Source organism: Allokutzneria sp. NRRL B-24872 (genome assembly GCF_002155965.1).
Classification (GTDB): Bacteria; Actinomycetota; Actinomycetes; order Mycobacteriales; family Pseudonocardiaceae; genus Allokutzneria.
Map to the genome: position 1 here is coordinate 25,220 of NZ_MUMH01000006.1, position 25,299 is coordinate 50,518.

Here is a 25,299-nt window from a genome sequence, read left to right on the forward strand (position 1 = left end):
ATGTCCGGTGCGCAAGGAACCGAGCGCGGCGAGGACTCGTCAGAGACCGACATGGGGTCTGTGGTGAACCCGGACAACGCCGTTCTCGACATCACCGAGGACGACTCGCGCCGCAAGCTGGTCCAGCTCTGTCTCTACGCGCACGACCGCGCCCGCAGCGCGGGCGTCGCCGACCGGATCGAGCACGGGCTCGCCGACGTCGGCGTCCTCGCCGTGCGCCCGGACGGGGAGCGCTTCGACCCGGCGCACCACGAGGCGGGCGGCACCCTGCCGACCGACGACCCGAACCTCGACGGCGTCATCGCCGAGACCGAGGTCGTCGGCTTCACCGACAACGGCCGCGCGCTGCGGCCGCCGATCGTCACCGTCTACACCAGGCGAAGCGGAGCCAGCGAAGCGTGAGCACTCCCGGCGTGCCCCTGCCCAAGCTCGTCGGGCAGACCCTTGAACGAGTCGTCGACCTGCTCCGCGAGTCCGACAAGGACGCCGCGGAGTGGGTCCGCTCCACCCGCGAGGCCGCGCAGGCGGTCCCCTCGGTCGTGGTCGTCGGCGAGACCAACCGGGGCAAGAGCTCGCTGGTCAACGCGCTGCTGGCGATGCGGAGCGTCTCCCCGGTCGACGCCGACGTGGCGACCGCGACCTACCTGGTGATCAAGCAGGGCGAGGAGTGGGCGGGCCGCGCCTGCTACGCCGGCCAGGTCCCCCCGGTCGAGTTCCCCATCGACGAGCTGCACCACTGGGTCTCCGTGCGGGCCGAGCTGCCGGAGGGTCAGCTCCCGCCGCGCTACGTGGAGATCGAGGCGCCGATCCCGGTGCTCCGCTTCATGTCCATTGTGGACACTCCGGGGGTCGGCGGGCTGGACTCGATGCACGGCGAGCTCGCCGCCGAGGCCGCGGCCAACGCCACCGCGCTGCTGTTCGTCGTCGACGCCTCCGCCCCGCTGACCGCGGGCGAACTCCGCTTCCTCCAGGACGTCGGCGAGCGCGTCGAGACCGTCCTGTTCGCGCTCACCAAGACCGACCAGCACCGCGGCTGGCGCCAGGTGCTCGACGCCAACCGCCAGCTGCTGCGCGAGCACGCGCCCCGCTTCGCCGAGGCCGACTTCTACCCGGTGTCCTCGCGGCTGTTCGAGTTCGCCGGAAACGCGCCCAGTGAGCAGGCCGCGACCATGCTGCGCGAGCAGTCCGGCATCGCCGCCTTGCAGAGCGCACTCCAGCGCGTCGTCGTCGGCAGCGCCGCGATGCTCGGCGAGGCCAACGCGCTGCGCGCCTCGGTCACCGCGCTCGCCGAGGCGCAGGCCAGGTTCCACGCGGAGCAGCGCGCGCTGAGCACCGGCGAGGCCGAGGCCGACGCGCTGCGCGCCCGGCGCGACGAGCTGAACACCGAGCGCCGGTCCTCCACCAGGGGCTGGCAGCTCAAGCTGCGCGGTGACATCCAGCGCACCCGGGTCGAGTGCGGCCACGAGGTCAGCAGGCAGATGCGCGACGTCTCGTCGTGGTTCCGCCGCCAGACCGACGTCGCCGACCGCGAGGCGCTGGCCAACCTCCCCGCGCAGGTGGACGCCGCACTGCAGATGATCTCCGGCCGGATCAGCGTGATGCTCAGCCAGCGCCTGGACCGCGTGGCCACCACCGTGCTCAGCGAGCTGTTCTCCCCGGAGGAGCTGGCCGTCATCCGCGCGCAGTTCGCCCGCGCCGGCCAGCCGCCCGTGGTGCTGCGCCCGCCGGAGCGCCGCCCGCCGACCGCCGAGGACAAGCTGCTGGTGTTCATGGGCGTCTCCGGCGGGCTCGGCCTCGGCCGGGCCGTCGCGATGATGCCGCTGGCCGGGGTCGGCGTCGCGCTCAGCAGCGCCATCGTGCTGCCGGCGACCATCGCGATCGGGCTCGGCGCCGGGTGGTGGATGGCCCGCACCCGCAAGCACGCCGCCGACAAGCAGTACTTCAAGCAGTGGATCACCGAGGCGATCGCCGACGGGCGCTCCACCATGGACCAGCTCGTCTCCGAACAGCTCATCGAGGCCGAGCAGCAGCTCACCCTCGCGCTGGACGACGCCCTGCTCAAGCGCGTCACCTCGATCGAGGAGGAGCTGCGCGAGGTGGACAGGGCGCTGCGGCTGGACGCCGAGGAGCGCGGGCGGCGGCTCCAGGTGGTCAACCGCCGCCTAGCCGACTCCGGCGGCGCGCTCCAGCGCTGCGAGCAGCTGCTCGGCCTGATCCGCCAGCACCACCGCCAGGCCGCGCCCACCGACCCCACCGACGCGACCACCCCCGCCTAGACCTCGGCGAAACCGAGTCGCCGGTACAACCGGCGGGCGGCGTGGTTGTCCTCGGTGACGGCCAGGTTCAGCGAGGTGTGCCCGAGGTCGCCGAGCGCGGACATCACCGCGTTCACCAGCCGGGTGCCCAGGCCCGCGCCCGCGTGCTCCGGCGCGGTGAACAGGTAGGCGAGCAGCGGCCCGTCCTTCCACAGGGTCACCAGCGCGCCCGCGACGACGCGGCCCTTGTGCTCAGCGACGTAGGAGGCTTCGAGCAGCGGCGGCCCGTAGGCGCCGGCGAAGAGCTGCGCCATCTCCTCGGCCGCCTCCTGCGGTGTGGCTCCGACGTCTCCTTCGTCCGGCGTTCCGCGGTACGCCCGCAGCGCCAGCTCGCCCAGCTCATCGGCCTCGTCGGGGCGCGGGTGCCGGAAAGCGGGGTCGACGGGCGGGGTCGGGCGCGGGAGCACCGCGTGCAACCTGCTGCGCTTCGGCTCTGCGGTCATTCGGGAACGTCCCATCAGGGTGAGCGGGAGGGCCCGCGCTTTTCGTGGGAACCGGGGCGGCCTACCTTGAGTCTCACCTGCAGTCAACGAACGAGTTCGGATGGGGGGATTCCCGGTGTACATCGAGGAGACCGGTGGGACCGACGGCGACATCAAGGTCAACGTCGACGGCGACGAGTACACCGCCGAAGCCACCAGCGACCTGAACAACGACGGCATCGAGGACACCGCGATGGTGTCCACCGACGACGGGTACCTGAGCTTCACCGACACCAACCACGACGGCCAGGCCGACGTGATGCGCACGCTGAACGGCAAGGGCGACGTCGTCAGCTCCGCCAAGTTCGACGGCGCCACCGGCGAGTGGGTCTCGGAGAAGGGCGGCGGTCGCGGGCCGGACGACAAGTACGGCGCCTACGGCGCGGGCTCGGGCATGGTCGTGCACGGTCCCGACGGCGACCACCGGGTCGAGGGCCAGCTCGTCGACACCAACAACGACAGCAAGGGCGACACCGTCACGGTGACCGACAACCAGGGCAACACCGTGATCTACGCCGACACCGACGGCGACGGCGACGCGGAGCTGTCCACCACGATCACCAAGGACGGCCAGGTGGTCGTCAAGGAGAACACCAAGGGCAGCGACTGGGTGGTCGTCGAGCAGGACAAGCTCGGCATGGCCGACGGCGGCATCGGTGGCGGCGGCGAGGCGCCGTCCGAGCCGGGCGGCGGCGGGTTCTCCACCGTGTCCGAGGGCTGGGGCCTGAGCGAGGAGGCCGAGACCGTCGAGCGGCCCAGCGAGAACAAGACCATCAAGGTCGACCCGAAGAGCGGCCAGTGGGTCGGCGACACCGGCCTCCCGCCGAACGCGCCCTCCCCGCAGGAGCCGCGCTGGAAGTAGCCGTTCGCGGCAACCGGCCCCGCCGTCCCGATCAGGGAGGGCGGGGCTTTTTGTTGGCCTTCGCAACGAGAAGTTCGTTTCGTCGCGTATCGCACACGTGACCAACATCGCCCCCAATGTGACCGAGCACATTTGGCCGTCACCCGTTTACCGGCGCCCATTCGGGGCTGAATCGATTCCCTGATCGGTTATGTGAGGGAAGCGACAACAGGCATGGGGCGCACTCTTGGCGGGTACCGCTAGCCTCACAGGCATCCCTTTTCTTCCACGCCCTCCTCGGGGCGTGGCGCAGCTTTTTCTCGATTCGCCCGGCTACCCCGGCCCCGGCGTTGGAAGTGACGGGCACCCCGCCCAGCTAGGAGACGAGCGCGATGACCGCACTGGCTGTTCCCGGTCTCGACCAGGCCCCGACCAACCACCCGCGCCTGCTGTCCTGGGTGCGCGAGGTCGCCGAGCTCACCACGCCCGAGCGGGTCGTCTGGTGCGACGGTTCGGACGAGGAATGGCAGCGGATGACCGAGCAGCTGGTCCGCGCGGGCACCTTCGTGCCGCTGAAGGAGAAGCAGAACTCCTTCTGGTGCGCGTCGGACCCCTCGGACGTGGCCAGGGTCGAGGAGCGCACGTTCATCTGCTCCGTCGACGAGGCCGACTCGGGGCCGACGAACAACTGGATGCCGCCCGCCGAGATGAAGTCCCTGATGACGGAGCTGTACCGGGGCTGCATGCGCGGTCGCACCATGTACGTCATCCCGTTCTGCATGGGCCCGCTGACCGCGGAGAAGCCGATGCTGGGCGTGGAGATCACCGACTCCGAGTACGTCGTGGTGTCGATGAAGATCATGACCAGGATGGGCGACAAGGCACTGGCCCGCTTCGGCGAGGACGCGGACTTCGTGCCCTGCCTGCACTCGATCGGCGCGCCGCTGGAGCCGGGCCAGCAGGACGTCCCGTGGCCCTGCAACGAGACCAAGTACATCAGCCACTTCCCCGAGGACCGGGAGATCTGGAGCTTCGGCTCCGGCTACGGCGGCAACGCCCTGCTCGGCAAGAAGTGCTACTCGCTGCGCATCGCCTCCTCGATCGGCCGCAACGAGGGCTGGATGGCCGAGCACATGCTGGTGCTCAAGCTGACCTCGCCGGAGAACAAGGTCCACTACGTCGCCGCCGCGTTCCCCTCGGCCTGCGGCAAGACCAACCTGGCGATGCTGGAGCCGACCATCCCCGGCTGGAAGGTCGAGACCCTCGGCGACGACATCGCCTGGATGCGCTTCGGCGAGGACGGCCGCCTGTACGCGGTGAACCCGGAGAACGGCTTCTTCGGCGTCGCGCCCGGCACCGACTGGAAGACCAACCCGAACGCGATGCGCACGATCGCCAAGGGCAACAGCCTGTTCACCAACGTCGCGCTGACCGACGACGGCGACGTGTGGTGGGAGGGCATGGGCGAGCCGCCCGCGCACCTGACCACCTGGAAGAAGAAGGACTGGAAGCCGGGCGACGAGGAGCTGACCTCGCACCCGAACTCCCGCTACTGCACCCCGATCGACCAGTGCCCGATCACCGCGCCGGAGTGGGAGGACCCGCAGGGCGTCCCGATCTCGGCGATCCTCTTCGGCGGGCGCCGCAAGACCACGATCCCGCTGGTCACCGAGTCGCGCGACTGGCAGCACGGCGTGTTCATGGGCGCGACGCTGTCCAGCGAGACCACCGCCGCGGCGATCGGCCAGGTCGGTGTCGTGCGCCGCGACCCGATGGCCATGCTGCCGTTCATCGGCTACCACGCCGGTGACTACTTCCAGCACTGGATCGACATGGGCAAGCGCGCCGACGCGGCGAAGATGCCCAAGGTCTTCTACGTGAACTGGTTCCGCCGTGACGAGGACGGTGGCTTCCTGTGGCCCGGGTTCGGCGAGAACTCGCGCGTGCTGAAGTGGGTCATCGAGCGCATCGAGGGCACCGCCGCGGCCAACGAGACCGCCATCGGCCACGTGCCGACCGCCGAGGCGCTGGACCTGGACGGCCTCGACGTCGACCCGGCCGACGTGGACAAGGCGCTCGCGGTGCACGCCGACGAGTGGCGCGCGGAGCTCCCGCTGATCGAGGAGTGGTTCGCCAAGATCGGCGACAAGGTGCCGAGCCTGCTGCACGACGAGCTGGCCGCGCTGAAGCAGCGATTGGGCTAGACCAATTTGAAGAAAGGCCCCGAATCCGCACTCCGCGGGTTCGGGGCCTTTCTTCGTGTGCTTTTCGCCTCAGCGCTTCACAGTTGACCGGAGGAATTCGATGTCCTCGGGCTGACCGTCGCCCGGCGTCTCCAACACGATGGGCGCGCCAGCGGTGTCGCAGACCGCGACGAGAACGTCCGGCTCGATCGTTCCGGAACCGATGTTGGCGTGCCGGTCCCTGGCGGAGTTGAAAGCGTCTCGCGAGTTGTTCAGGTGCACCAGGTCGATTCGCCCGGTAATGCCCTTCACCCGCTCGACGATGCCCGGCAGCTCCTCGCCGGCGGCGAAGGCGTGGCAGGTGTCCAGGCAGAAGCCCGCCCCGAACTCGCCGACGGCGTCCCACAGCCGCGCCAGCATGTCGAAGCGGCGGGCCATGGCGTTGTCACCGCCAGCGGTGTTCTCGATCAGGATCGGCACGGCGAAGCCCCCGGCCTCGGCCTGGCGCTCGAACAGCTTGCGCCAGTTCGCCAGGCCCGCCTCCGGGTCCTCTCCCTTGGTCACGTGGCCGCCGTGCACCACGAGCCCGGAGGCCCCGATCGCGGCGGCGGCCTTGGCCTGCTGCGCGACCGACTTCCGGGACGGGATGCGGATGCGGTTGTTCAGCGACGCGACGTTGATGACGTACGGCGAGTGCACGAAGACCTCGACACCGGCCGCCCGCAGCTGCTCGCCCTGCGGGTGCGGGACCGGAGCGGTCCAGCTCTGCGGGTCGGACAGGAAGAACTGGACGACCTCGGCTCCCAGCCGCTGTGCCGTGGCGAGGGGGTCTTCGGCGCCGACATGGGCCCCAATGCGCATGAACACGAGAGTAGTAGGCCGAACGGGTAGTCCGAGCCGTGCCCGGGTAACAAGCCGTGAGCCGGGAAGATCTCCCCAGTGACATGTCCCAGTGACATCTCCCAGTGACGGCGTCACCTTCGCCGTCCTCCGTCGTTGAACACGGTGACGTTACCGATCGGTACGCACCGGAGGGGTGGCCATGCGCCTGCAGCAGGCTCTGCGGATCTCCGCGCTGGCCGTCGTCGTGGGCGGCGCCATGAGCACCGGGCTCGCGGGCTCCGCCGCCGCGGCCGAGCCGATCGTGGTCGGCGACTGCAAGGCCACCGTCATGGGCACCCCCGGCCAGCCGGTCTCGCTCAACCCCGGCGCGATCGCCGCGCCCGTGGTGAACCTGGTGCGCGCGGTGCCGCTGCTCGGCCCGCCCATCGCCGGCGAGGCGGACAAGGCGATCCGGCGGCTGCCGCCCATCCCGATCGGCGCGGTCCCCAACGGCTCCGGCGGTTTCATCACCGGCGGGCACATCGCGAGCGCCGTGATCGACAAGATCGACGACATCCCGCTGCTCGGCCCCGTGCTCGGCACGGTCCTGGGCGGCGTGCGGCAGGTGCTGACCGCGGGCTGCGGCGTGACGACCAAGGTGGCCAACGAGGCCAGCAAGCCCGTCCAGGACGGCACCGGCGCGATCGCGGACGCCTCGCAGCGGCTCACCGGCGGTGGGGGATCGACCCCGGCCCCGAACCAGCCGCCCAAGCCGAACCCCGGCCAGCAGCCGGGTCAGCAGCCGGGACCGGGCCAGCAGAACCCGCCACCACAGCTCCAGCCGGGCGCGAACCCGGGTCCGGGCGTCGGCGGGCTGCCGGACTTCCAGCTGCCCAGGTGGCCCGCTGGCGGCTTCTACGACTTCGGCAGGGTGCCGCTCTACGACTACTCGAACCTCCCGGTCGCGATGCCCGGCGGGCTCGGCGCGCTCGCCCCCGGCCTGCGCTACGGCCAGAACGTCCCCGGCTACGACCCGGGCTTCGGCCAGCTCGGCGATCCGGCGGACGCCGACGGCGTGCGCTCGGCGGGCCAGGCCTCCGCGCTGCCCTCCGGCCAGTCCGGCCGCGTCGCCGGTCCGGTGCTGCTGGCCGCGCTGGCGCTGTCCTGCGTGACCGCCGCGCTGGTCCGCACCGTGGCGCTGCGCCGCCAGCCCCGCTGACCAGCCGATTACAAGTCTGTCGGTGGCACTTGTTAGGCTCCTCGGGTTGCTGACGCGACGACCCTCCTGCCACGGAACCGCCGTGGCCACCAAGCCCACAGGAGGTGAGTGGTCTTCATGCGTCACTACGAGATGATGGTCATTCTCGACCCGAACCTCGACGAGCGCACCGTCGCTCCGACCCTCGACACCTTCCTCAACGTGATCCGCACTTCTGGCGGCAACGTGGAGAAGGTCGACGTCTGGGGACGTCGTCGTCTCTCCTTCGAGATCAAGAAGCAGGCCGAGGGCATCTACGCCGTCCTCGACATCAACTGCGAGACCGCTGCGGTCAAGGAGCTCGACCGCCAGCTGTCGCTCCAGGACTCGGTGCTCAGGACCAAGGTCCTGCGCCGCGAGCCCGCCAAGGCCAAGTCCTAATCCGACTCGGAGGGCGACACCATGGCTGGTGAAACGACGATCACGGTGGTCGGAAATCTGACCGCCGACCCAGAACTGCGCTTCACCCAATCCGGCGCGGCCGTTGCCAGCTTCACCGTGGCATCGACCCCGCGCACCTTCGACAAGCAGTCGGGGGAGTGGAAGGACGGCGAAGCGCTGTTCCTGCGGTGCAGCATCTGGCGACAGGCCGCCGAGAACGTGGCCGAGTCGCTGACCCGTGGCATGCGCGTTGTCGTGCAGGGTCGCCTCAAGCAGCGGTCCTACGAACCGAAGGACGGCGGCGAGCGGCGCACCGTGTACGAGCTCGAGGTCGAGGAAGTCGGCCCCTCGCTGCGCTACGCCACGGCGAAGGTCAACCGGGTCAGCCGCGGAGGCGGCGGCGGTGGAGGCGGCCAGGGAGGCGGCGGCTACGGCGGCGGCTTCAGTGGCAACAACGCCCCGGCCGACGACCCGTGGGGCTCCGCTCCGGCGGCTCCCCAGAGCAGCGGCTACAGCGACGAGCCGCCGTTCTGACCTCGGTGCCCGCACCGCGATTCCAGACTGAAACCTGAACCACATCTTGTGAGGACCACACATGGCCAAGCCGCCTGTGCGCAAGCCTAAGAAGAAGGTCTGCGCCTTCTGCAAGGACAAGAAGAAGGGCAATCTCGCCCTCATCGACTACAAGGACACGACGCTGCTTCGGAAGTTCATCTCCGACCGCGGCAAGATCCGTGCCCGTCGCGTCACCGGTAACTGCAGCCAGCACCAGCGCGACGTCGCCACCGCGGTGAAGAACGCCCGCGAGATGGCGCTGCTGCCGTACACCTCGACCGCCCGCTGATCCGGCCAAGGAGAGAGTCAGATGAAGCTCATCCTCACCGCTGACGTGAGTGGCCTCGGCGGTCCCGGCGACATCGTCGAGGTCAAGGACGGCTACGGCCGCAACTACCTGCTCCCGCGCGGGCTGGCCATCCTGGCCACCAAGGGTGCGGAGCGCCAGGTCAAGACCATCCAGCGTGCTCAGGAGGGTCGCCGCATTCGCGACCTCGACCACGCCAAGGAGGTCAAGGCCAAGCTCGAGGGCCTCGGCGCCGTCGAGCACAAGGGCCGCGCCGCGGCCGGCTCGAAGAAGCTGTTCGGCTCCGTCACCGCGGTCGACGTCGTCGCCGCCGTGAAGGCGGCCGGTGGCCCGCTGCTGGACAAGCGCGCCGTGGAACTCTCCGGTCACATCAAGACGACCGGCAAGCACGCGGTGTCCGTCCGGCTGCACCCGAGCGTCACCGCTTCGGTCAACCTCCAGGTGACCGCGGGCGAGTAAGACCGCGAGTGCCGCCCGCCACGAGTGATCACCGGCGGGCGGCACTTTCGCACTGCGCCGTGACCGCTGCGGCGCTTGATCCGCCGCATGCCGTGGACAACTCGCGTGCGGTGCTATGACAGGGGCCACAGGATCGGCGCCTTGTTTTCCACATTCGCTCCACAGGGTCTGACCTGGGTGTTTCATGACCGGTGGAGAAGTTGTCCCCAGGTAGTCCCCAGAAGGCGACTGCGGCTGTGGCCGGGTGTGCACAGGCCATCCCCAGGTTGTCCACAGCTCTGTCCACAGGAGGAGGCATCCGGTGGCACTGGCCGACGACCGCGGAGGACCGCCGTCCGGCAGTCACTTCGAACGCCAACCTCCCCAGGACCTCGCGGCCGAGCAGTCCGTGCTCGGCGGCATGCTGCTGTCCAAGGACGCCGTCGCCGACGTGGTCGAGGTGGTCCGCCCCGACGACTTCTACCGTCCGGCGCACCAGTCGATCTACGACGTCATCCTGGACCTGTACGGCAGGGGTGAACCCGCCGACGCGATCACCGTCTCCGCCGAGCTGGAGAAGCGCGGCGAGCTGATGCGGGTCGGCGGAGCGCCGTACCTGCACACGCTGATCGCCACCGTGCCGACCGCGGCGAACGCCAGCTACTACGCCGAGATCGTCTCGGAGAAGGCGGTGCTGCGCAGGCTGATCGAGGCGGGCACCCGGATCGTGCACCTGGGCTACCACGGTGCCGAGGGCGGTGAGCTCGACGAGGTCGTCGACCGCGCGCAGCAGGCGATCTACGAGGTCACCGACCGCAACACCACCGAGGACTACGTCGCGCTGGAGGAACTGCTCCAGCCGACCATGGACGAGATCGACGCGATCGCCTCGCGCGGCGGTGTCGCGCTGGGCATCCCGACCGGCTTCGTCGACCTGGACGCGGTGACCAACGGCCTGCACGCGGGCCAGATGATCATCGTCGCGGCCCGGCCCGGTGTCGGCAAGGCGCTCGCGCTGGACACCCCGCTGCCCACTCCCACCGGCTGGACCACGATGGGCGCGGTCGAGGTCGGTGACGAGCTGATCGGGGCCGACGGCCTGCCGACGCGCGTCGTCGCGGCGACCGAGGTGATGACCGGGCGCCCGTGCTTCGAGGTCGAGTTCGGCGACGGCACGGTGATCGTCGCGGACGCCGAGCACCAGTGGGCGATCGGCTCCGAGGTGCGCACGACCGCCGAGATCGCGGATTCGATGCGGCGCGGCGTCGTCAGCTCGGTGGTCACCGCCGCCGCGTTGGAGCTGCCAGAGCTGGCCGAGCTGACCGCCCCGTACGCGCTGGGCGTGGCGCTCGCCGGGGGCAGCTCCGATCCCGAGATCACCCTGTTCGCCGATGCGGAGGGCGAGCCCGAGCTGTCCGTGCCGTACCTGCGTGCTTCGCGGGCTCAGCGCCGCGCGGTGCTCGCCGGGCTGCTCGACGTCCTGGGCTCGGTGGACGACAACGGTTCCGTCCGCCTGCCGCTGGGCGAGGACGCCCGCGAGCTCGTGCAGAGCCTGGGCCACGACTGCGCTCCGGACTCCGACGTCGTGTTCGCCACCGAGGACGACGTGTTCCGCGTCGAGTCGAAGCGCTTGGCGCACAAGGAACTCCGGTCCGCGACGCGCGGTGTGCGGGCGATCGTGGACGTGCGCCCGATCGCGAGCGTGCCCGTCCGCTGCGTCGAGGTCAGCGCGGCCGACCACCTGTACCTCGCCGGGCGGGCGATGATCCCGACGCACAACTCCACGCTCGGGCTGGACTTCGCTCGCTCGTGCTCCATCAAGCACGGCATGGCCAGCGTCATCTTCTCGCTGGAGATGAGCCGCACCGAGATCGTGATGCGCATGCTCTCCGCCGAGGCCCGCATCCGCCTCGGCGACATGCGCGGTGGCCGGATGACCGACGACGACTGGACGCGGCTCGCGCGCCGGATGAGCGAGATCAGCGAGGCGCCGCTGTTCATCGACGACTCGCCGAACATGACCATGATGGAGATCCGCGCGAAGGCCAGGCGGCTCAAGCAGCGCAACGACCTCAAGCTCGTGGTGCTGGACTACATGCAGCTGATGTCCTCGGGCAAGAAGGTCGAGTCCCGGCAGCAGGAGGTCAGTGAGTTCTCCCGTCAGCTCAAGCTGCTGGCGAAGGAGATCGAGGTTCCGGTGATCGCGATCAGTCAGCTGAACCGTGGTCCGGAACAGCGCACCGACAAGCGTCCCATGCTCTCCGACCTGCGTGAATCCGGTTCGCTGGAGCAGGACGCTGACATGGTCATCCTGATCAACCGGCCCGACGCGTGGGAGCGCGACGACCCCCGCGCCGGTGAGGCCGACCTGATCCTCGCCAAGCACCGTGCCGGTCCCACCAGCACGATCACCGTGGCGCACCAGCTGCACTACAGCCGCTTCACCGATCTCGCCCAAGGTTGATCCGCCCGGCGATGTCGAGAACGTCGCGCCGGTTCCGTCCCAGGGGTACGAGCGGCCGCCACAGGCCGCGTGACCTGGGAGGACCCCATGATCTACCGGTTGGATCACGTCGGTGTCGTGGTCGAGGACCTTGAGGCCGCTGTCGCGTTCTTCGTCGCGCTCGGCCTTGAGGTGGACGGCAGGACGACGGTCGAGGGCAAGTGGGCGGACCAGCTCGTCGGGCTGGACGGCGTTCGGGCGGACATGGTCTTCGTGCGGACCCCGGACGGCCACGGCCTGATCGAGCTGTCCACGTTCCGCTCGCCCACCACCACGGCCACCGCGCCGAGGGCTCCGGTGAACGTCCCGGGCATTCCCCGCATCACCTTCGCCGTCAAGTCGGTCGACGAGATCCTCGACCGCCTGCGCGGCCACGGCGCCGAGCTGGTGAGCGAGGTGGCGCGGTTCGGGGACGGCTACCAGTACTGCTACGTCCGGGGTCCCGAGGGGATCATCGTCGGGCTCGCCGAGCAGCCCAACTGAAGGAAGGAGCTCCGTCATGGCTGTCGCTGACGACCTCGACCGCGCCACCGATTCGCGGTGGGACTGGGTGGCTGAGCAGGTCCGCGCGTATCTGGCCTCCGGTGGCACCGAGGGGCACGAGTCGGACGGCGTCCGCATGCTCGTGCTGGCCACGACCGGGCGCAGGACCGGCACACCGCGTCGCACGTGCCTGATCTACGGCACGGCGGGGGAGGACTTCGTCGTCGTCGCCTCCAAGGGCGGCTCCGACGACGATCCCGCGTGGTTCAAGAACCTCCGGGCGGAGCCCAGCGTCGGGGTGCAGGTCGGCACCCGGCGGTTCACCGCCCGAGCCCGGGTCGCTTCCCCGGCCGAGCGCGAATCGCTCTGGCCGCAGATGGTGCGGATCTTCCCGTTGTACGCGGAGTACGCGGGGAAGACCGCCCGGGAGATCCCCGTCGTCCTGCTCACTCCGCAGGACTGACCGCCTGGTAGACCGTGGTCCAGAAGTCGTGGATCGCGTGCGCGGCGTTCGGGACCGACATCCCGACCTGGGTGAGCAGGATGCCGACGAGCTGGTTGTCCGGGTCGGCGTAGGTCGAGGTGCCGCTCCCGCCGTCCCACCCGAACTGGCCGATGGGCGCGTAGTCGCCCCGGTACGTGCGCACGGCCATGCCAAGGCCCCAGCCGCCGTGCTGTCCCTGGCCGAAGGACAGGTGGACGTTGTTGGTGGCCATGGCGTTGCGGGCGGCGTTCTGCTCGGGCGTGAGGCGGTTGGTGGTCATCAGCTCGACGGCGGCCCGGGACAGGACGCGCTCGCCGTCGTGCACCCCGTGGTTGAGCAGCATCCGGAAGTAGGCGTGGTAGTCGTCGACGGTGGAGACCAGCCCACCGCCTCCGCCCTGGAACGCGGGCGGGCTGCTGTGCCGTCCGCCCTCGGCCTCGTCCCACACGGTGAACTCGCCGGTCGCCGGGTCAGGTGCGTAGGCGGGCGGCAGCCGGTGGATCTTGCTCGCGGGCAGGTCGAAGCCGGTGTCCTTCATCCCCAGCGGCTCGAAGAGGCGCTCGCGCAGGAAGGACTCGAACGACTGGCCGGTGACCCTGGCGACGAGGACGCCGAGCAGGTCGTTGCTGAGGTGGTACTGCCAGTGCTCGCCGGGCTGGTGCATCAGCGGGAGCTCACCGAGGCGGCGCATCCACTCGTCGGGCTCGGGCATCGGCGTCGGCAGGTTGGGCGTGAGCCCCTGCTCGAAGACCGCGTTCATGATCGGAGAACCGAGCGCGGTCATGTCCATGCCGAGCCCGAACGTGGAGGTCACCAGGTCCCGCACGGTGATCGGCCGGCGCGCCGGGACGGTCTCGTCGAGCGGGCCGTCGATCCGCTTCAGCACCCTGCGGTCGGCCAGTTCCGGCAGCCACGGGTCCACCACGTCGTCCAGCCGCAGCCTGCACTCGTCGAGCAGGATCATCGCCGCCGCCATCGCGACCGGCTTCGACGTCGAGGCCATCCGGAAGATCGTGTCGCGGCTCATCGCGGCGCCGCCGTCGTGGCGCATCGTGCCGAGCGCTTCGACGTGCGTGTGCCCGCCCCGGCTGATCAGCGCGACGAGGCCGGGGATCTTGCCGGAGTCCACGTGGCCCGCCAGCACCTCGCGCACCCTGCGCAGACCGGAGTCGGAGAAGCCGCCGTTACCCTGCTGTCCCATGATGATTCCTCTCGTGGGCCGTCGAGCTGAACTGCTGACGAGAACCACGATGGCCAGCCGCGCTGACAGCGGACCGCCACGACGCTGACACCGCCCTGACATGCGACACGAGTGGTTCATCGAGGAGCGCGAGTACGCGCGCCAGGAGCAGCGGCGGGGCAGGCGCTTCGCCTTCACCAGCCTCGTTCCGGCTCGCACGGCGTTGGTGGTGATCGACATGGTGCCGTTCTTCGTGACGCAGAGCCCGTACTGCCAGGGCATCGTGCCGAACATCAACCGGCTCGCCGAGGTTCTGCGCGGGGCGGGCGGCACGGTGGCGTGGGTGCTCCCGGCGACGACGGAGCGGACCGCGATCGACGAGGAGTTCTACGGCCCGGAGGTGGCGGAGGTGTTCCGCACGTCGGGCGGGACGGGGCCGTTGCCGGAGCGCCTGTGGTCGGGTTTCGCGCCGCACGAGAACGACCTCTTCGCGGAGAAGTCGGCGGCGAGCGCGTTCTTCCCCGGGCGCTGCGACCTCCCGGAGTTGCTGGCGCACAAGGGGATCGACACGGTGTTGATCACCGGGACGGTCACCAACGTGTGCTGTGAGTCCTCGGCCCGCGACGCGAAGACCCTGGGCTATCGGGTGATCATGGCGGCCGACGCCAATGCCGCGCGGCGAGACCAGGACCACAACGCCACGCTGCACACGGTCTATCGGACCTTCGGCGATGTGCGGCCCACCGACGAGATCATTGAGTTGATCTTGAGTTCGTGAGGGCACGGAGTTGTCGCGAAGCCGCCAGACAGCGGCACTCACGGCTGGTGGGCTGTCTTTCGTGCCAACAACAACACGCACCAGGAACTGGCCCGCCGTCGTCGCGGTGATGATGGGGATCTTCTCCATCGTCACCACGGAGATCCTGCCGATCGGACTGCTCACCTCGATCGGTTCGAGTTTCGAGATCTCCGAGGGCGTCGCGGGTCTGATGATGACGCTGCCGGGAATTCTCGCCGCGATCTCCGCTCCGGTGCTCACCGCGGTCACCGGACGCCTCGACCGGCGAACCATGTTGTGCGCGTTGATGTTCGTGCTCGCGGTCGCGGATTTCCTGGCCGCAGCGGCGCCGAACTACTGGGTGATGCTGTTCTCCCGCTTTCTGGTGGGCCTGGTGATCGGTGGTTTCTGGTCGATCGGTTCCGGCCTCGCCGCACGGCTGGTTCCGGCGGAATCGGTCGGCAGAGCCACTTCGGTGATCTTCTCGGCCGTTCCGCTCGGCTCGGTTCTGGGCGTTCCCGCAGGTACGTTCATCGGCGAGGTCGCGGGCTGGCGCAGCGCCTTCGTCGTGATGGGACTGCTGACGCTCGTGGTGCTGGGCGCGCTGTTGTGGTGGATGCAGCCGCTACCAGCGATTCAGGTGACACGTCTCGGCACGCTCCGCGAACTCCTGCGGCAGCGCCAGATCCGACTCGGGATCGCGGTCACCGCTTTGGTCGTGACAGCGCACTTCGCGACCTACACCTATGTCACGCCGTTCCTCCAGGAAGTGACGAAGACCAGTGCCGTCACGGTCTTCCTGATCGCGTACGGCATTGCCGGAGTCGTCGGGAACTTCCTCTCGGGAACGTCTCCGCGCATGTTCGCGATCAGCGGTCTCCTGATCGCGTTCGCGACGCTGGCCCTTCCTGTCGCGGGGAGTTCGGAGATCGGCGCGTTCGCGTTGCTGGTGCTCTGGGGAATCGGCTACGGAGCCGTTCCGGCCTGCTCCCAGAAGTGGTTCGCGGCGGCGGCCCCGAACACGCCGGAAGCCGCCACCGTGCTGTTCACCTCGTCGTTCCAGGCGATGCTCTCCGCGGGCGCGCTGCTCGGCGGCCTCGTCGTCGACGCCACGTCCACCGCCACCGTCATGACGCTCGGCGGGGTGGTCGCGCTGGCGATGGTCGCGACGCTGCTACTCGCAGACCGGCGCGTATGAGTCCATAGTGGACTGAGCGCTTTCCCTGGTACGCAACGTTTCCGGGAGGAGCTTGCGCGGGCCGGGGCCCTGCTGGCCGAGCACGTCGCGCGGGTTGGACAGGTGGCAGGTCTTGAGCGAGAGGCAGCCGCACCCGATGCAGTCGCTGAGGTTGTCGCGCAGCTGCACCAGCTGCTCGATCCGCGTGTCCAGCTCGGAGCGCCACTCCTGGGACAGGTGCGCCCAGTCCTCCGGCGTCGGCGTGCGCTCGTCGGGCAGCGACGCGAGCGCCTCGCGGATCACCTCCAGCGGCATGCCGACGCGTTGCGAGACGCGGACGAAGGCGACCCTGCGCAGGGTGTCGCGGCTGTACCGGCGCTGGTTGCCGGAGGTGCGGCGACTGTGGATCAGCCCCTTGCGCTCGTAGAAGTGCAGGGCCGAGACGGCGACCCCGCTGCGTTCGGCGAGCTGGCCGACGGTGAGCTCGGGCGTTCGGAGCGGCACTTGGTTCACGCCCCCACCGTACCTTGACCTCAACTCCGGTTCAGGTTGTTCGCTGGAGGCATGACGTTCACCGAGCACGAACTCCACTACCTCGCCGAGCAGGTCCTCGGCAGGCTGGCCACCGTCGACGCGCACGGGGCGGTGCAGAACAACCCGGTCGGCTTCCGCTACAACGCCGACACCGGCACGATCGACATCGGCGGCTACAACATGGGAGCCACCCGCAAGTTCCGCAACGTGCTGGCGACCGGCAGGGCCGCGCTCGTGGTGGACGACGTGGCCTCGTTCAAGCCGTGGCGGGTGCGCGGGATCGAGATCCGCGGCCGCGCGGAAGCCTTGTCGGAGCAGGAGAACACACCGGCGGGCATGAGCGCGGAGCTGATCCGCGTGCACCCGGACAAGATCTTCAGTTGGGGCGTTGACCCTACGAGCGAGGGCATGACGAGCCGAAAGGCCGGCTGATCACGGCTACGATCGGAAGCGCCTGCCCAGTCGTCGAACAGGGAGCGGTCCGTGCGGGACATCGCGGTCTTCAGCGGTAGTGCACACCAGGAACTGGCCACCGAGATCTGCTCGCACCTCGAAGTCCCGCTGCACCCGGTGCGGACGCAGCGCTTCGCCAACGACTGCCTGGAGGTCCAACTCCAGGCGAACTGCCGCGAGCGGGACGTGTTCCTGATCCAGCCGCTCGTGCGCCCGGTGCAGGAGAACCTGGTCGAACTGCTGCTCATGACCGACGCCGCGCGCGGTGCGTCGGCCGGGCGGATCACCGTGGTCATGCCGCACTACTCCTACGCGCGCTCGGACAAGAAGGACGCGCCGCGCATCTCCATCGGCGGCCGCCTCGTCGCGGACCTGATGGTCGCGGCGGGGGCCGACCGGGTGCTGGCGATGACCCTGCACTCCCCGCAGGTGCACGGGTTCTTCAGCGTTCCGGTCGACCACCTGCACGCACTGCGCGAGCTGGCCGTGCACTTCCGCCAGTACGACCTCTCCAACACCACCGTGGTGTCGCCCGACCTGGGCAACGCCAAGGAGGCCGCGCACTTCGCCCGCCTGCTCGGCGTCCCCGTCGCGGCGGGCGCGAAGCAGCGCTTCGCCGACGACAAGGTGCAGATCAGCTCGGTGATCGGTCAGGTGGCCGGGCGCGACGTGATCGTGCTCGACGACGAGATCGCCAAGGGCAGCACGGTGCTCGAACTGCTCGACCGGCTGCGCGAGCTCGGCGCCAGGACCATCCGGGTCGCCTGCACGCACGGCCTGTTCTCCAGCGGCGCGCTCAAGCGGATCGGGGACCAGCCGGACGTGCTGGAGATCGTCTGCACCAACACCGTTCCGATCTCCGCCGACGAACGCGGGCCGAAGCTCAAGATCCTCTCGATCGCGCCCGCGCTGGCCGAGGCGATGCGGCGCATCCACAACGGGGAGTCGGTCAGCGCGCTGTTCGACTCGTCCTGATCACAGCCTGCGGAGGGTGAACCGGTCCGCGTTCCCCTTGCCGTCGAGCCACACGCCCATCCGCCCGTCGAGCACGTAGCTCCCGTACGGCGTGCGCGCGATGGTCGTGGGCTGCGAGTCCGCCCACGGATCGGCCCGGTGCACGGCGCGCGCCTCGGTCCAGTCGCGGTTCGCGCGGAGCACGCTCACCGCGGGCTTTCCGTTGCCACCGAAGGAGTTCGTCACCACCGCGAGGGTGCCGTCCGGACGCAGGTCGAGGCCGTCACCGCCGTAGAGCGGCTGGTCGGTGCGGACCTCATTGATGCGGGTCGGGGCGTTGAGCGGGATGCGCAGCAGCGCCCCGGTGTCGTAGCGCGTTGAGAGCAGGAAACCCTTGGGGTGCCAGACGATTCCGTTCATCCCGATGCCGGTGCTGCCGAGCTTCGGATCGCGGGCGAGCACCGAGGGCCTGCCCTCGGGGTCGACCCGGTAGAGCGTGTCGGAGGCCGGGTCGGTGACGTAGGCGTTGCCCGCGCGGTCGAGCGCGAGGTCGTTAGCGGCGTGCCTGCCCGGCCCGATGGCGAGGTCGACGAGGTGCAGCAGCCTGCCCGTGCTGAGGCGGAAAATGCCGACGCCAGAAGACTTCCAGGTCGTCTCGGGCGTCGAGCGGCGCCCGCTGCCCATGTCGCCGTAGGCCACCAGCACTCGGTCGCGCACCGGGTCGACGTGCACGCCGAAGGTCTGCACCATCCGCGGGTGCGCGGCGAACTGGCGCACTCCGCCGTCCGACCGGACCAGCGAGACCGTGCCGTCGCTGATCGAGGTCACCAGGAACCCACCGCGCACCGGGTCCCACGCGATGCCTTCGGGGAACAGGTTCTGCGCCTTGGCGGTGACGACCGCCGGTAACCCGTGCGGCGTCGCGGAGGCCGCCGGAGCGAAGGTGACCGCCGCCGTGGTCGCGACGGCGAGCGCGAGCAGCGACCGCCGCCCCATAGTCAGTTTACGCATTGCAGTCCGTCCTCATAGTTGAGTAAGGACTCACAAAGTAATCAGTACTCTGATGCTCGTCAATACTCATCGCGAACGGCGGCCTCGTACGATCAGCGGATGGGCATGCCGCTGGAGGAGCGCCTCGGCTCGGACATCAAGCGCGTCGAGCACGAGCTGATGGCCGTGAAGCAGGCGGCGGTGCGCCCGGCCGGGCTGACCGTCCCCCAGTACGCCGCGCTGCTCGTGCTCGCCGAGCAGCCGGGGGTTTCCGCTGCCGAGCTGGCCAGGCGCTGCCGGGTCACGCCGCAGACGATGACCACGATCCTGCGCAACCTGGAGGCGGCGGACCTGATCAGGCGCGAGCCGCACGAGCTGCACCGCAATGTGCTGGAGACGCGGCTGACCGAGGCCGGGTACAAGGCGTTCGAGCTGGCCGACGAGCGCGCGTCCGCGGTTGAGCGCGCGCTGGCGGCGGAGTTCACCGAGCAGGAGCAGGACCAACTGCGCGCACTGCTCGGCCGCTGCTCACAGGTGCTGACGAGTCAGCTGAAGGACTGAGTCGTCCACTCGCCGAGCACCTGGGCGATCTGCGGCAGGTCGCGGGCGCCGGTGGCGGCGTCGACCACGAGCCGTTCGCCGTCGTCGACCGAGGGCGCGCGCAGATCGCGCTGGTTGAGCACGTAGAAGAGCCTGGTGCAGACCCACGCCAGCCGCTTGTTGCCGTCGATCAGCGCGTGGTTGCGGGCCAGCGAGTGCAGCAGCGAAGCCGCCTTCTCGTGCAGCGTCGGGTAGGCGTCCTGCCCGAAGACGACGGCCTTCGGCCGGGCGAGCGCGGCTTCGAGCAGCCCCCAGTCGCGCACGTCGGGGGCGTGGCCGAGCGCGGCGTTGGCGGCGGCGAGCAGGTCGTCCAGGTCGAGGTAGTCGACCGGTTCGACCTGGGGGTCCTCGACCATCAGGTCACTGGGCCAGGCGCTTGAGCAGCTCGGCGTCCTCGGTCACGATGCGCGCCAGCGCCGCGTCCCTGGTCGCGTTGCGGCGGTTGACGTACTCGCGGATCGCCCGGCGCGCGATGTCCTGCATCGACCGGCGTTCCCGCTCGGCGGCCAGGCGCAGCGCCTCGGTCTCTTCGTCGGTGAGCCGCAGAGTCATCGCCATGCGGGAATGATACCGCGTGATACCAACCTGTATCAGTCCCCGACGGGAATCCGCCAGTGCCACTTCGTCACACGTGTCTTCCCAGGTAGATCACCTCGTCCGGTGGCCAACAGGAGCACCCGCCACGGGTCTCCGCCCTCGGTCACGTGCGGCATCAGGCGGGCCAGCATCGCGCGGCACACGTCGGCGGGCGGGTCCAGCCGGACGCCGAAGGTCGCGCAGATGTCGTGGCTGTGCAGCAGCGCCTCGCCGACCCCGGTCGCCAGGTACCCGGCGGGATCGGTGGGACCGGCCGGGTGGAAGGCCCGCGCGCTGGGCGGGGCCGCGTCGGCGACGGTCGCGAACAGCTCGCCGGTCGCCCTGATCACCTCGATGACCTGGGCGTTCGTCGCACCTTCCTCGATCTTGCCCCAGACCTTGAGCTGCTCGGTCGCCCGCGCGGCCAGCGAGGTGGCGTAGTAGAGGAGGTCGTCGGCCAGGTGCTCGGCGGTGTGCGAGCAGGTCCACTCCAGCCCGGCGGCCGGGCGGGACCAGTCCTGGTCGGCGACGGCGCTCAGCCCGCTCACGCACGCGGCGACGGCCGCGCGGAGGTCGTCCGGTGTCATGACTTCTGTCTACCTCAGCGCCCCGACAGCCACCGGGAACCAGAAAACGTGCTAGTTCTGTGTTCACTGCGGCGCGTGAGCCGCCTGGACCAGGCGCGGCAGCCGACCACTCGACAGATATCCCCCATTCGGGTGGTCTCTACGGCGCTTGCCAGAGCCGATTTACGACAGAGGGGCTTAGTCACAGCCTTCGATCGGCGGAAGGTGCGCAGCCATGACCGTGCAGATGGACTCCACGGCGGCACCGACCACTCACGCGGTGTGGGACGAACTGGTCTCCGAACTGCCCGTGGGGCTGGTGCTGCAGGACGAGCACGGCGACGTGATCGCCGCGAACCGCCTCGCCGGATCGCTGCTCGGGTTGAGCCGCTCGGAACTGCTCTCCGGCAGGCGCCCCGACGGCTGGCAGGCCTTCGACGACTCCGGCGCACCGCTGCCGACCCCCAGCGAGCTGAGCTCCCAGGTGCTGCGGAACTGGGCCCAGATGTCGCTCGCGGTGCTCGTCCAGCACGCCGGGCTGCCGCACACGCGGCTGTGGGTGGAGTTCACGCCGGTCCGGCACCGCAGCCGCGGCTGCGTGCTGATCCAGCTGAACCCGGTGAACGACGACATGCCGCACAGCAGGGGACTGCTGGACTCGCTGACCGGACTGCCCGGCCGCGCGCTGCTGGTCGACCGCCTGCAACAGGCCCTGACCAGGGCGCGCACCCTCGGCACGCTGACGACGCTGGTGCTGCTGGACGTGCACCACCTCGCCAAGGTCAACGCGGAGTACGGCTTCGACAAGGGCGATGAGCTGCTGGCCGCGCTCGGCGGCAGGCTCAGGGCGGGTCTGCGCGCGGACCACACGGTCGCCCGCTACGGCGGGGACGAGTTCGCGGTGGTCGCCGAGCACCCCAACGGCGACGGCGCGGCCATCGCCGACCGCGTCCGCGAGCTGGCCGAACGACCCGTCCGAATGGGCAAGGGCCGCGCGCTGCGGCCGGATCTGCGCGTTTCCTGGGTGACCAGCGACGGCAAGGCGCCACTTCTCTCGGTCCTCGACTGCGTCGAAAAGCGCCTCCACCACTGACGCTTTTCTCCACTCTCGGGTCACGCCCTGGCGAAACGTCCCGAATAAAGAACACGACGAAGCCGGGAAGCGATTTTCGCTTCCCGGCTTCGCCTTTCAGAATCGGCAGTGCTCAGTGGTTCCCCGATGCACCCACATGTTCAGGGAACCCCTGGGAGGTGGGTCAGCCCTTCAGGCCACCCAGGCCACCGACCAGGCCCGACACCATGGAGGTGTCGATGGTGTTCAGCGCCGGAGCGTCGAACGCGCGGCCCTTGGCACCCGGGGTGGGCAGCTGCGCGGCGGGCAGCTTGGGGAGCTGGCCGATCTGGCCGGTGGGCAGGACCTTGGTCAGGCCACCGGTCAGGCCACCCAGGTTGGGCAGCTGCGGCGTGGCGGAGCGAGCGGCACCACCGGTGGTGGGCAGCTTCGGCAGCGACGAGATGCTGGGCAGCTCGGCGGCCTTGAGCAGGCCCCCACCCAGCGCCTTGTCGGTCACCGGCAGCGAGAAGGCAGCGGCCTGGTCACCAGCGGAGACCGCGGTGGCGCGCTCGCCGTCGGCAACGGCCTCGCCGAGAACCTCGATCGGCAGGTCGAAGATCGCAGCCTCGCCCGCGACGGGGAGCAGGGCGTTGACGCCCGAGAGGCTGCCGCCCTCCTCGCCGCTGGTGGCAGCAGCGCCACCGGCGACCGTGGTCACCGCGTTGCTGCCGGTGCCGTCGGTCACGGCCAGGCCGGAGACCGCGTCACCGACGACCTCACCGGCGACCGCGACCGGAACCTGGGCGATGACGCCCGAGACCGAGCCGTTGTCACCAGCGGTGACGTAGTCGCCACCGGCGACAGCCGCCGCGTCGCCAACGGCGAGCGCGTCGGAGGTGCCGCCGACCGAGCCGGCAACGCCGTCGGCCTGCACGACCGGGGCGAGCGGCGCGGTGATGATGTCGCCGCCGAGGAAGCTGGTCACGCCGTTGGTGGCGGTGGAGCCACCGGCCGCCGAGGAGGTCACGTTGTCCGCGACACCCGAGGTGTTGGCCACCAGGCCGACGCCGTCGCCGAAGATCTGGCCGGCGCCCGCGAGCGGCACGGAGGCAACGGTGCCGTTGGCGGTGCCGTGCACGCCGCTGGTCACGTTGTCGCCACCGGCGACCGAGGAGGTGGTGTTGGTGGCGGTGCCGTCGTAGATGCCGCCGGCGCCGATGCCGTCGCCGAACGCCTGGACCGGCAGCGCGACCGGAACGTCGACGATGTCGCCCGCGATGCCGCCGTTGTCACCAACGGTGGTGTTGTTGCCCGCGGTGGTCACCTCGGTGACGTTGTCCGCGGTGCCCTCGACGTTGTTGGTCAGGCCGAGGCCCGTGCCGAACAGCTGCACCGGGCCGGACACGCGGGGCACAACACCGTTGCCGGTGATGACGCCGTCGGTGCCGTCGGTGTCGACGTCGCCACCAGCGGTGGAGGAGGTGGCGTTGGTGGCGTCGGCCTCGCCGACGACGATCCAGCCGAGGGAGTTGCCGAAGCCCTGGACGGGCAGGGCGACCGGGGCGTGCACCGCGTTGCCCGCGATGCCACCGTCGACGCCGTTGGCCTTGACGTCGTCACCAGCGGTGACCACGTCGGTGTTCTCGGCGACGGCCTCGGTGTGCGCGATCCAGCCACCGGAGTTGCCGAACAGGCCGACCGGGCCCGCGACCGGCACGGACACGGCGTTGCCGCTGCCCAGCGCGTCGTCGTCGTCAGCGGAGACCTCGCCACCGGAGTGCGTGGTGGTGGTGTCGGTGCTGACGGCGTCGGAGTTGACGATCCAGCCCGGGGCGTTGCCGTCGACGTCGATCGGCAGCGCGATGGAGCCCTGCGCGGCGTCGCCGGAGATCAGCGAGTCGTTGCCGCGGGTGCCGACGAAGCCACCGGCACCGTGGGTGCCCTGGTCAGCGACCTGAGCGTCGGTGTTGGCGATCCAGCCACCGGAGTTGCCGGCCACCGAGGCGGGCAGCGCGACCGGGACGCTGGGCAGCAGGCCGGAGGCCAGCGAGTCGTCGCCCAGGGTGTAGCTGTTGCCACCGGCACCGGTGGTCGTCGTCTGCTCGTGGTACGAGTCGGCGTTGACGACCCAGCCAGCGGCGTTGCCGAGGACCTGCGCGGACGGGGCCAGCGGCACGTCCACGACGGAGCCGGAACCCAGGCTCTCGGAGCCGTTGGTGTGGGTGGTGCCAGCGGCCTCGGAGAAGGACTCGGTCGCGCTGTCGGAGTCGGTGTTCGCGCCGAGCGCGCCACCCGAGTTGCCGGACGCGACGGCGTCGGCCGAGATGGGCGCCTGAACGACGTTGCCGCCGAGCAGCGAGTCGAGGCCGTTGGTGTCGCGGTCACCGTTGGCGACGGCGGTCGCGGAGGTGGTGCCGTTGGTGTCGGAGGTGCCGACCAGCGCGCCGAGCGCGTTGTTGTTCAGCTCGACCGGCAGCCCGATGGGGGCGTGCGCGATGTTGCCGGAGACCGTGCCGTCCTCGCCGGTGCTGGCGGCGTCGCCGCTCACGTCGGCCGAGATGTCGGACTGGTTGTTGGCCTCGGCGACACCGGCGAGACCGCCGATGGCGTTGCCCGAGCCCTGGATCGGCAGCGCGATGGCCGGCTTGATGACGTTGCCCGCCAGCGAGCCCTCTTCGCCGCTGGTGACGACGGAGCTGCCCGACTGCACGTCGGTGCTGGAGGTGTTCCAGGTGGTGGCCGAGCCGACCGCGGCGATCGCGTTGCCGGTCAGCTGCACCGGCACGACGCCGTCAACGTCGACGACGTTGCCCGCGAGGCCCTGGTGGGTCCCGTCGGTGACCATCACCTCGGGGTTGTTGTAGCTGTAGGACGACTCGTTCTCGACCTCGACGTTGCCGCCGGCCGCGATCGCGTTGCCGGACAGGTCGACCGGCACGATCAGGTCGGCGTCGACCTTGTTCGAGCGGAACGGGTCCTGAACGGTGCCGGACTCCTTGGCGGCCTTCTTGTTCGGGCCGTAGGCCTTCTTGTCGGCCTTCTTGGCCTCGGCACCCGCGTCGGCGCTGCCGCCGGGCAGGCCGCTCACCAGCGACGACACGTCGATGGTGATGTCCCGCTTGAAGCTGGGCAGGTCCATCTGACCAACGAGCGGCAGGCCCGCCGCGTTGTTGTCGATGTTGACCGGGATCGAGATCTTGCCGCCGAGCGGGGTGGTGGGGGCGTCAGGGTTGACCTGCGCCTCACCGGCCTGCGCGATACCGGCACCGAGGATGAACATCCCACCGGTGAGGAGCGCAGCCTTCATGCCACGCTTCGCCCAGGAATGCATGTGGATCTCCTTCTGGTTGTCCCCTGAATTCGGGGGTTTTAGGCGGGTGGCTGG

Annotated in this window: 27 protein-coding genes; 18 read left to right on the forward strand and 9 right to left on the reverse strand. The window is 70.0% G+C overall.

Translation table 11 applies throughout. The features are described from left to right. Window positions 1–402 (forward strand): nucleotide exchange factor GrpE, encoded by a 402-nt coding sequence (gene grpE / locus CCN37_RS00875; protein WP_143261352.1) that lies wholly within the window; start codon window positions 1–3, stop codon window positions 400–402. Further along, on the forward strand, window positions 399–2,276 hold the full coding sequence (locus CCN37_RS00880) for a dynamin family protein (protein WP_086818664.1): 1,878 nt from the start codon (window positions 399–401) through the stop codon (window positions 2,274–2,276). The genes grpE and CCN37_RS00880 overlap by 4 nt, the downstream gene beginning before the upstream one ends. On the opposite strand, the gene CCN37_RS00885 is transcribed toward CCN37_RS00880, so the two are convergent. Further along, window positions 2,273–2,758 (reverse strand): GNAT family N-acetyltransferase, encoded by a 486-nt coding sequence (locus tag CCN37_RS00885; protein WP_168200470.1) that lies wholly within the window; start codon window positions 2,756–2,758, stop codon window positions 2,273–2,275. The two genes, CCN37_RS00880 and CCN37_RS00885, sit on opposite strands and share 4 nt — an antisense overlap. Window positions 2,759–2,858: 100 nt before the next feature. Here CCN37_RS00885 and CCN37_RS00890 point away from each other — a divergent pair, with 100 nt between their 5' ends. Continuing rightward, window positions 2,859–3,659, forward strand: a complete 801-nt coding sequence (locus CCN37_RS00890) for a hypothetical protein (protein WP_168200471.1) — start codon at window positions 2,859–2,861, stop codon at window positions 3,657–3,659. A 371-nt stretch (window positions 3,660–4,030) separates the two neighbouring features. Further along, a complete protein-coding gene (locus tag CCN37_RS00895) occupies window positions 4,031–5,842 on the forward strand; it encodes a phosphoenolpyruvate carboxykinase (GTP) (protein ID WP_086818667.1) in 1,812 nt (603 codons plus the stop codon). 69 nt (window positions 5,843–5,911) lie between these two features. Here the strand turns inward: CCN37_RS00895 and CCN37_RS00900 are convergent, their stop codons facing one another. Beyond that, on the reverse strand, window positions 5,912–6,682 hold the full coding sequence (locus tag CCN37_RS00900; RefSeq protein ID WP_086818746.1) for a deoxyribonuclease IV: 771 nt from the start codon (window positions 6,680–6,682) through the stop codon (window positions 5,912–5,914). A 181-nt stretch (window positions 6,683–6,863) separates the two neighbouring features. On the opposite strand from CCN37_RS00900, the gene CCN37_RS00905 reads away from it, so the two are divergent. From CCN37_RS00905 to CCN37_RS00940, 8 genes are all read left to right on the forward strand, one after another. Beyond that, window positions 6,864–7,862 (forward strand): hypothetical protein, encoded by a 999-nt coding sequence (locus tag CCN37_RS00905; protein ID WP_086818668.1) that lies wholly within the window; start codon window positions 6,864–6,866, stop codon window positions 7,860–7,862. A gap of 117 nt (window positions 7,863–7,979) precedes the next feature. Then, window positions 7,980–8,282, forward strand: coding sequence for a 30S ribosomal protein S6 (rpsF, locus tag CCN37_RS00910; RefSeq protein WP_086818747.1), 303 nt, complete (start codon window positions 7,980–7,982; stop codon window positions 8,280–8,282). A 21-nt stretch (window positions 8,283–8,303) separates the two neighbouring features. Continuing rightward, window positions 8,304–8,816, forward strand: a complete 513-nt coding sequence (locus CCN37_RS00915; protein WP_086818669.1) for a single-stranded DNA-binding protein — start codon at window positions 8,304–8,306, stop codon at window positions 8,814–8,816. Between the two features lie 61 nt (window positions 8,817–8,877). Next, window positions 8,878–9,126 carry a 30S ribosomal protein S18 gene (rpsR, locus tag CCN37_RS00920; protein WP_086818670.1) on the forward strand — a complete coding sequence of 83 codons (249 nt, stop codon included), beginning with the start codon at window positions 8,878–8,880 and terminating at the stop codon, window positions 9,124–9,126. 21 nt (window positions 9,127–9,147) lie between these two features. Beyond that, window positions 9,148–9,603, forward strand: coding sequence for a 50S ribosomal protein L9 (gene rplI / locus CCN37_RS00925; protein ID WP_086818671.1), 456 nt, complete (start codon window positions 9,148–9,150; stop codon window positions 9,601–9,603). Window positions 9,604–9,904: 301 nt separating this feature from the next. Continuing rightward, the gene (gene dnaB, locus CCN37_RS00930; RefSeq protein ID WP_086818672.1) at window positions 9,905–12,046 is read left to right on the forward strand and encodes a replicative DNA helicase; all 2,142 of its coding nucleotides are present in this window, start codon (window positions 9,905–9,907) and stop codon (window positions 12,044–12,046) included. Between the two features lie 87 nt (window positions 12,047–12,133). Next, a complete protein-coding gene (locus CCN37_RS00935) occupies window positions 12,134–12,568 on the forward strand; it encodes a VOC family protein (protein WP_086818748.1) in 435 nt (144 codons plus the stop codon). Window positions 12,569–12,584: 16 nt separating this feature from the next. Further along, complete coding sequence (locus CCN37_RS00940; RefSeq protein ID WP_086818673.1) at window positions 12,585–13,031, forward strand: nitroreductase family deazaflavin-dependent oxidoreductase; 447 nt, start codon at window positions 12,585–12,587, stop codon at window positions 13,029–13,031. Here the strand turns inward: CCN37_RS00940 and CCN37_RS00945 are convergent. Beyond that, window positions 13,015–14,253: a serine hydrolase gene (locus tag CCN37_RS00945; protein ID WP_086818674.1), complete on the reverse strand. Its 1,239-nt coding sequence runs from the start codon at window positions 14,251–14,253 to the stop codon at window positions 13,015–13,017. The genes CCN37_RS00940 and CCN37_RS00945 overlap by 17 nt on opposite strands. Window positions 14,254–14,353: 100 nt before the next feature. Here CCN37_RS00945 and CCN37_RS00950 point away from each other — a divergent pair, with 100 nt between their 5' ends. Together CCN37_RS00950 and CCN37_RS00955 are read left to right on the forward strand one after the other, a co-directional pair. Next, a complete protein-coding gene (locus CCN37_RS00950; RefSeq protein ID WP_086818675.1) occupies window positions 14,354–15,010 on the forward strand; it encodes a cysteine hydrolase in 657 nt (218 codons plus the stop codon). Window positions 15,011–15,071: 61 nt separating this feature from the next. Beyond that, a complete protein-coding gene (locus CCN37_RS00955) occupies window positions 15,072–16,208 on the forward strand; it encodes an MFS transporter (protein ID WP_246842743.1) in 1,137 nt (378 codons plus the stop codon). Here CCN37_RS00955 and soxR read toward each other — a convergent pair. Continuing rightward, window positions 16,185–16,700 carry a redox-sensitive transcriptional activator SoxR gene (gene soxR / locus CCN37_RS00960; protein WP_086818676.1) on the reverse strand — a complete coding sequence of 172 codons (516 nt, stop codon included), beginning with the start codon at window positions 16,698–16,700 and terminating at the stop codon, window positions 16,185–16,187. The two genes, CCN37_RS00955 and soxR, sit on opposite strands and share 24 nt — an antisense overlap. Window positions 16,701–16,751: 51 nt before the next feature. On the opposite strand from soxR, the gene CCN37_RS00965 reads away from it, so the two are divergent. Beyond that, window positions 16,752–17,153: a PPOX class F420-dependent oxidoreductase gene (locus CCN37_RS00965; RefSeq protein WP_086818677.1), complete on the forward strand. Its 402-nt coding sequence runs from the start codon at window positions 16,752–16,754 to the stop codon at window positions 17,151–17,153. Window positions 17,154–17,204: 51 nt separating this feature from the next. Further along, window positions 17,205–18,149 carry a ribose-phosphate pyrophosphokinase gene (locus CCN37_RS00970; protein WP_086818678.1) on the forward strand — a complete coding sequence of 315 codons (945 nt, stop codon included), beginning with the start codon at window positions 17,205–17,207 and terminating at the stop codon, window positions 18,147–18,149. On the opposite strand, the gene CCN37_RS00975 is transcribed toward CCN37_RS00970, so the two are convergent. Beyond that, window positions 18,150–19,139 carry an SMP-30/gluconolactonase/LRE family protein gene (locus tag CCN37_RS00975; RefSeq protein WP_143261354.1) on the reverse strand — a complete coding sequence of 330 codons (990 nt, stop codon included), beginning with the start codon at window positions 19,137–19,139 and terminating at the stop codon, window positions 18,150–18,152. It abuts the gene before it with no gap. 99 nt (window positions 19,140–19,238) lie between these two features. Between CCN37_RS00975 and CCN37_RS00980 the strand changes: the two genes are divergently transcribed. Next, entirely contained in the window at window positions 19,239–19,679 is a 441-nt protein-coding gene (locus CCN37_RS00980; protein ID WP_210407815.1) for a MarR family winged helix-turn-helix transcriptional regulator, read from the forward strand. Here CCN37_RS00980 and CCN37_RS00985 read toward each other — a convergent pair. The 3 genes from CCN37_RS00985 to CCN37_RS00995 are packed head-to-tail and all read right to left on the reverse strand — an operon-like array spanning window position 19,664 to window position 20,881. Further along, window positions 19,664–20,074, reverse strand: coding sequence for a type II toxin-antitoxin system death-on-curing family toxin (locus CCN37_RS00985; protein ID WP_086818680.1), 411 nt, complete (start codon window positions 20,072–20,074; stop codon window positions 19,664–19,666). The two genes, CCN37_RS00980 and CCN37_RS00985, sit on opposite strands and share 16 nt — an antisense overlap. A 4-nt stretch (window positions 20,075–20,078) precedes the next feature. After that, complete coding sequence (locus tag CCN37_RS00990; RefSeq protein WP_210407816.1) at window positions 20,079–20,276, reverse strand: ribbon-helix-helix protein, CopG family; 198 nt, start codon at window positions 20,274–20,276, stop codon at window positions 20,079–20,081. 32 nt (window positions 20,277–20,308) lie between these two features. Then, window positions 20,309–20,881, reverse strand: a complete 573-nt coding sequence (locus CCN37_RS00995) for a maleylpyruvate isomerase N-terminal domain-containing protein (protein WP_086818681.1) — start codon at window positions 20,879–20,881, stop codon at window positions 20,309–20,311. Between the two features lie 214 nt (window positions 20,882–21,095). Here CCN37_RS00995 and CCN37_RS01000 point away from each other — a divergent pair, with 214 nt between their 5' ends. After that, the gene (locus tag CCN37_RS01000; protein ID WP_086818682.1) at window positions 21,096–21,953 is read left to right on the forward strand and encodes a diguanylate cyclase domain-containing protein; all 858 of its coding nucleotides are present in this window, start codon (window positions 21,096–21,098) and stop codon (window positions 21,951–21,953) included. Window positions 21,954–22,116: 163 nt separating this feature from the next. Here CCN37_RS01000 and CCN37_RS01005 read toward each other — a convergent pair whose 3' ends face one another. After that, a complete protein-coding gene (locus CCN37_RS01005) occupies window positions 22,117–25,221 on the reverse strand; it encodes a hypothetical protein (RefSeq protein ID WP_086818683.1) in 3,105 nt (1,034 codons plus the stop codon). Between the last annotated feature and the right edge of the window lie 78 nt (window positions 25,222–25,299).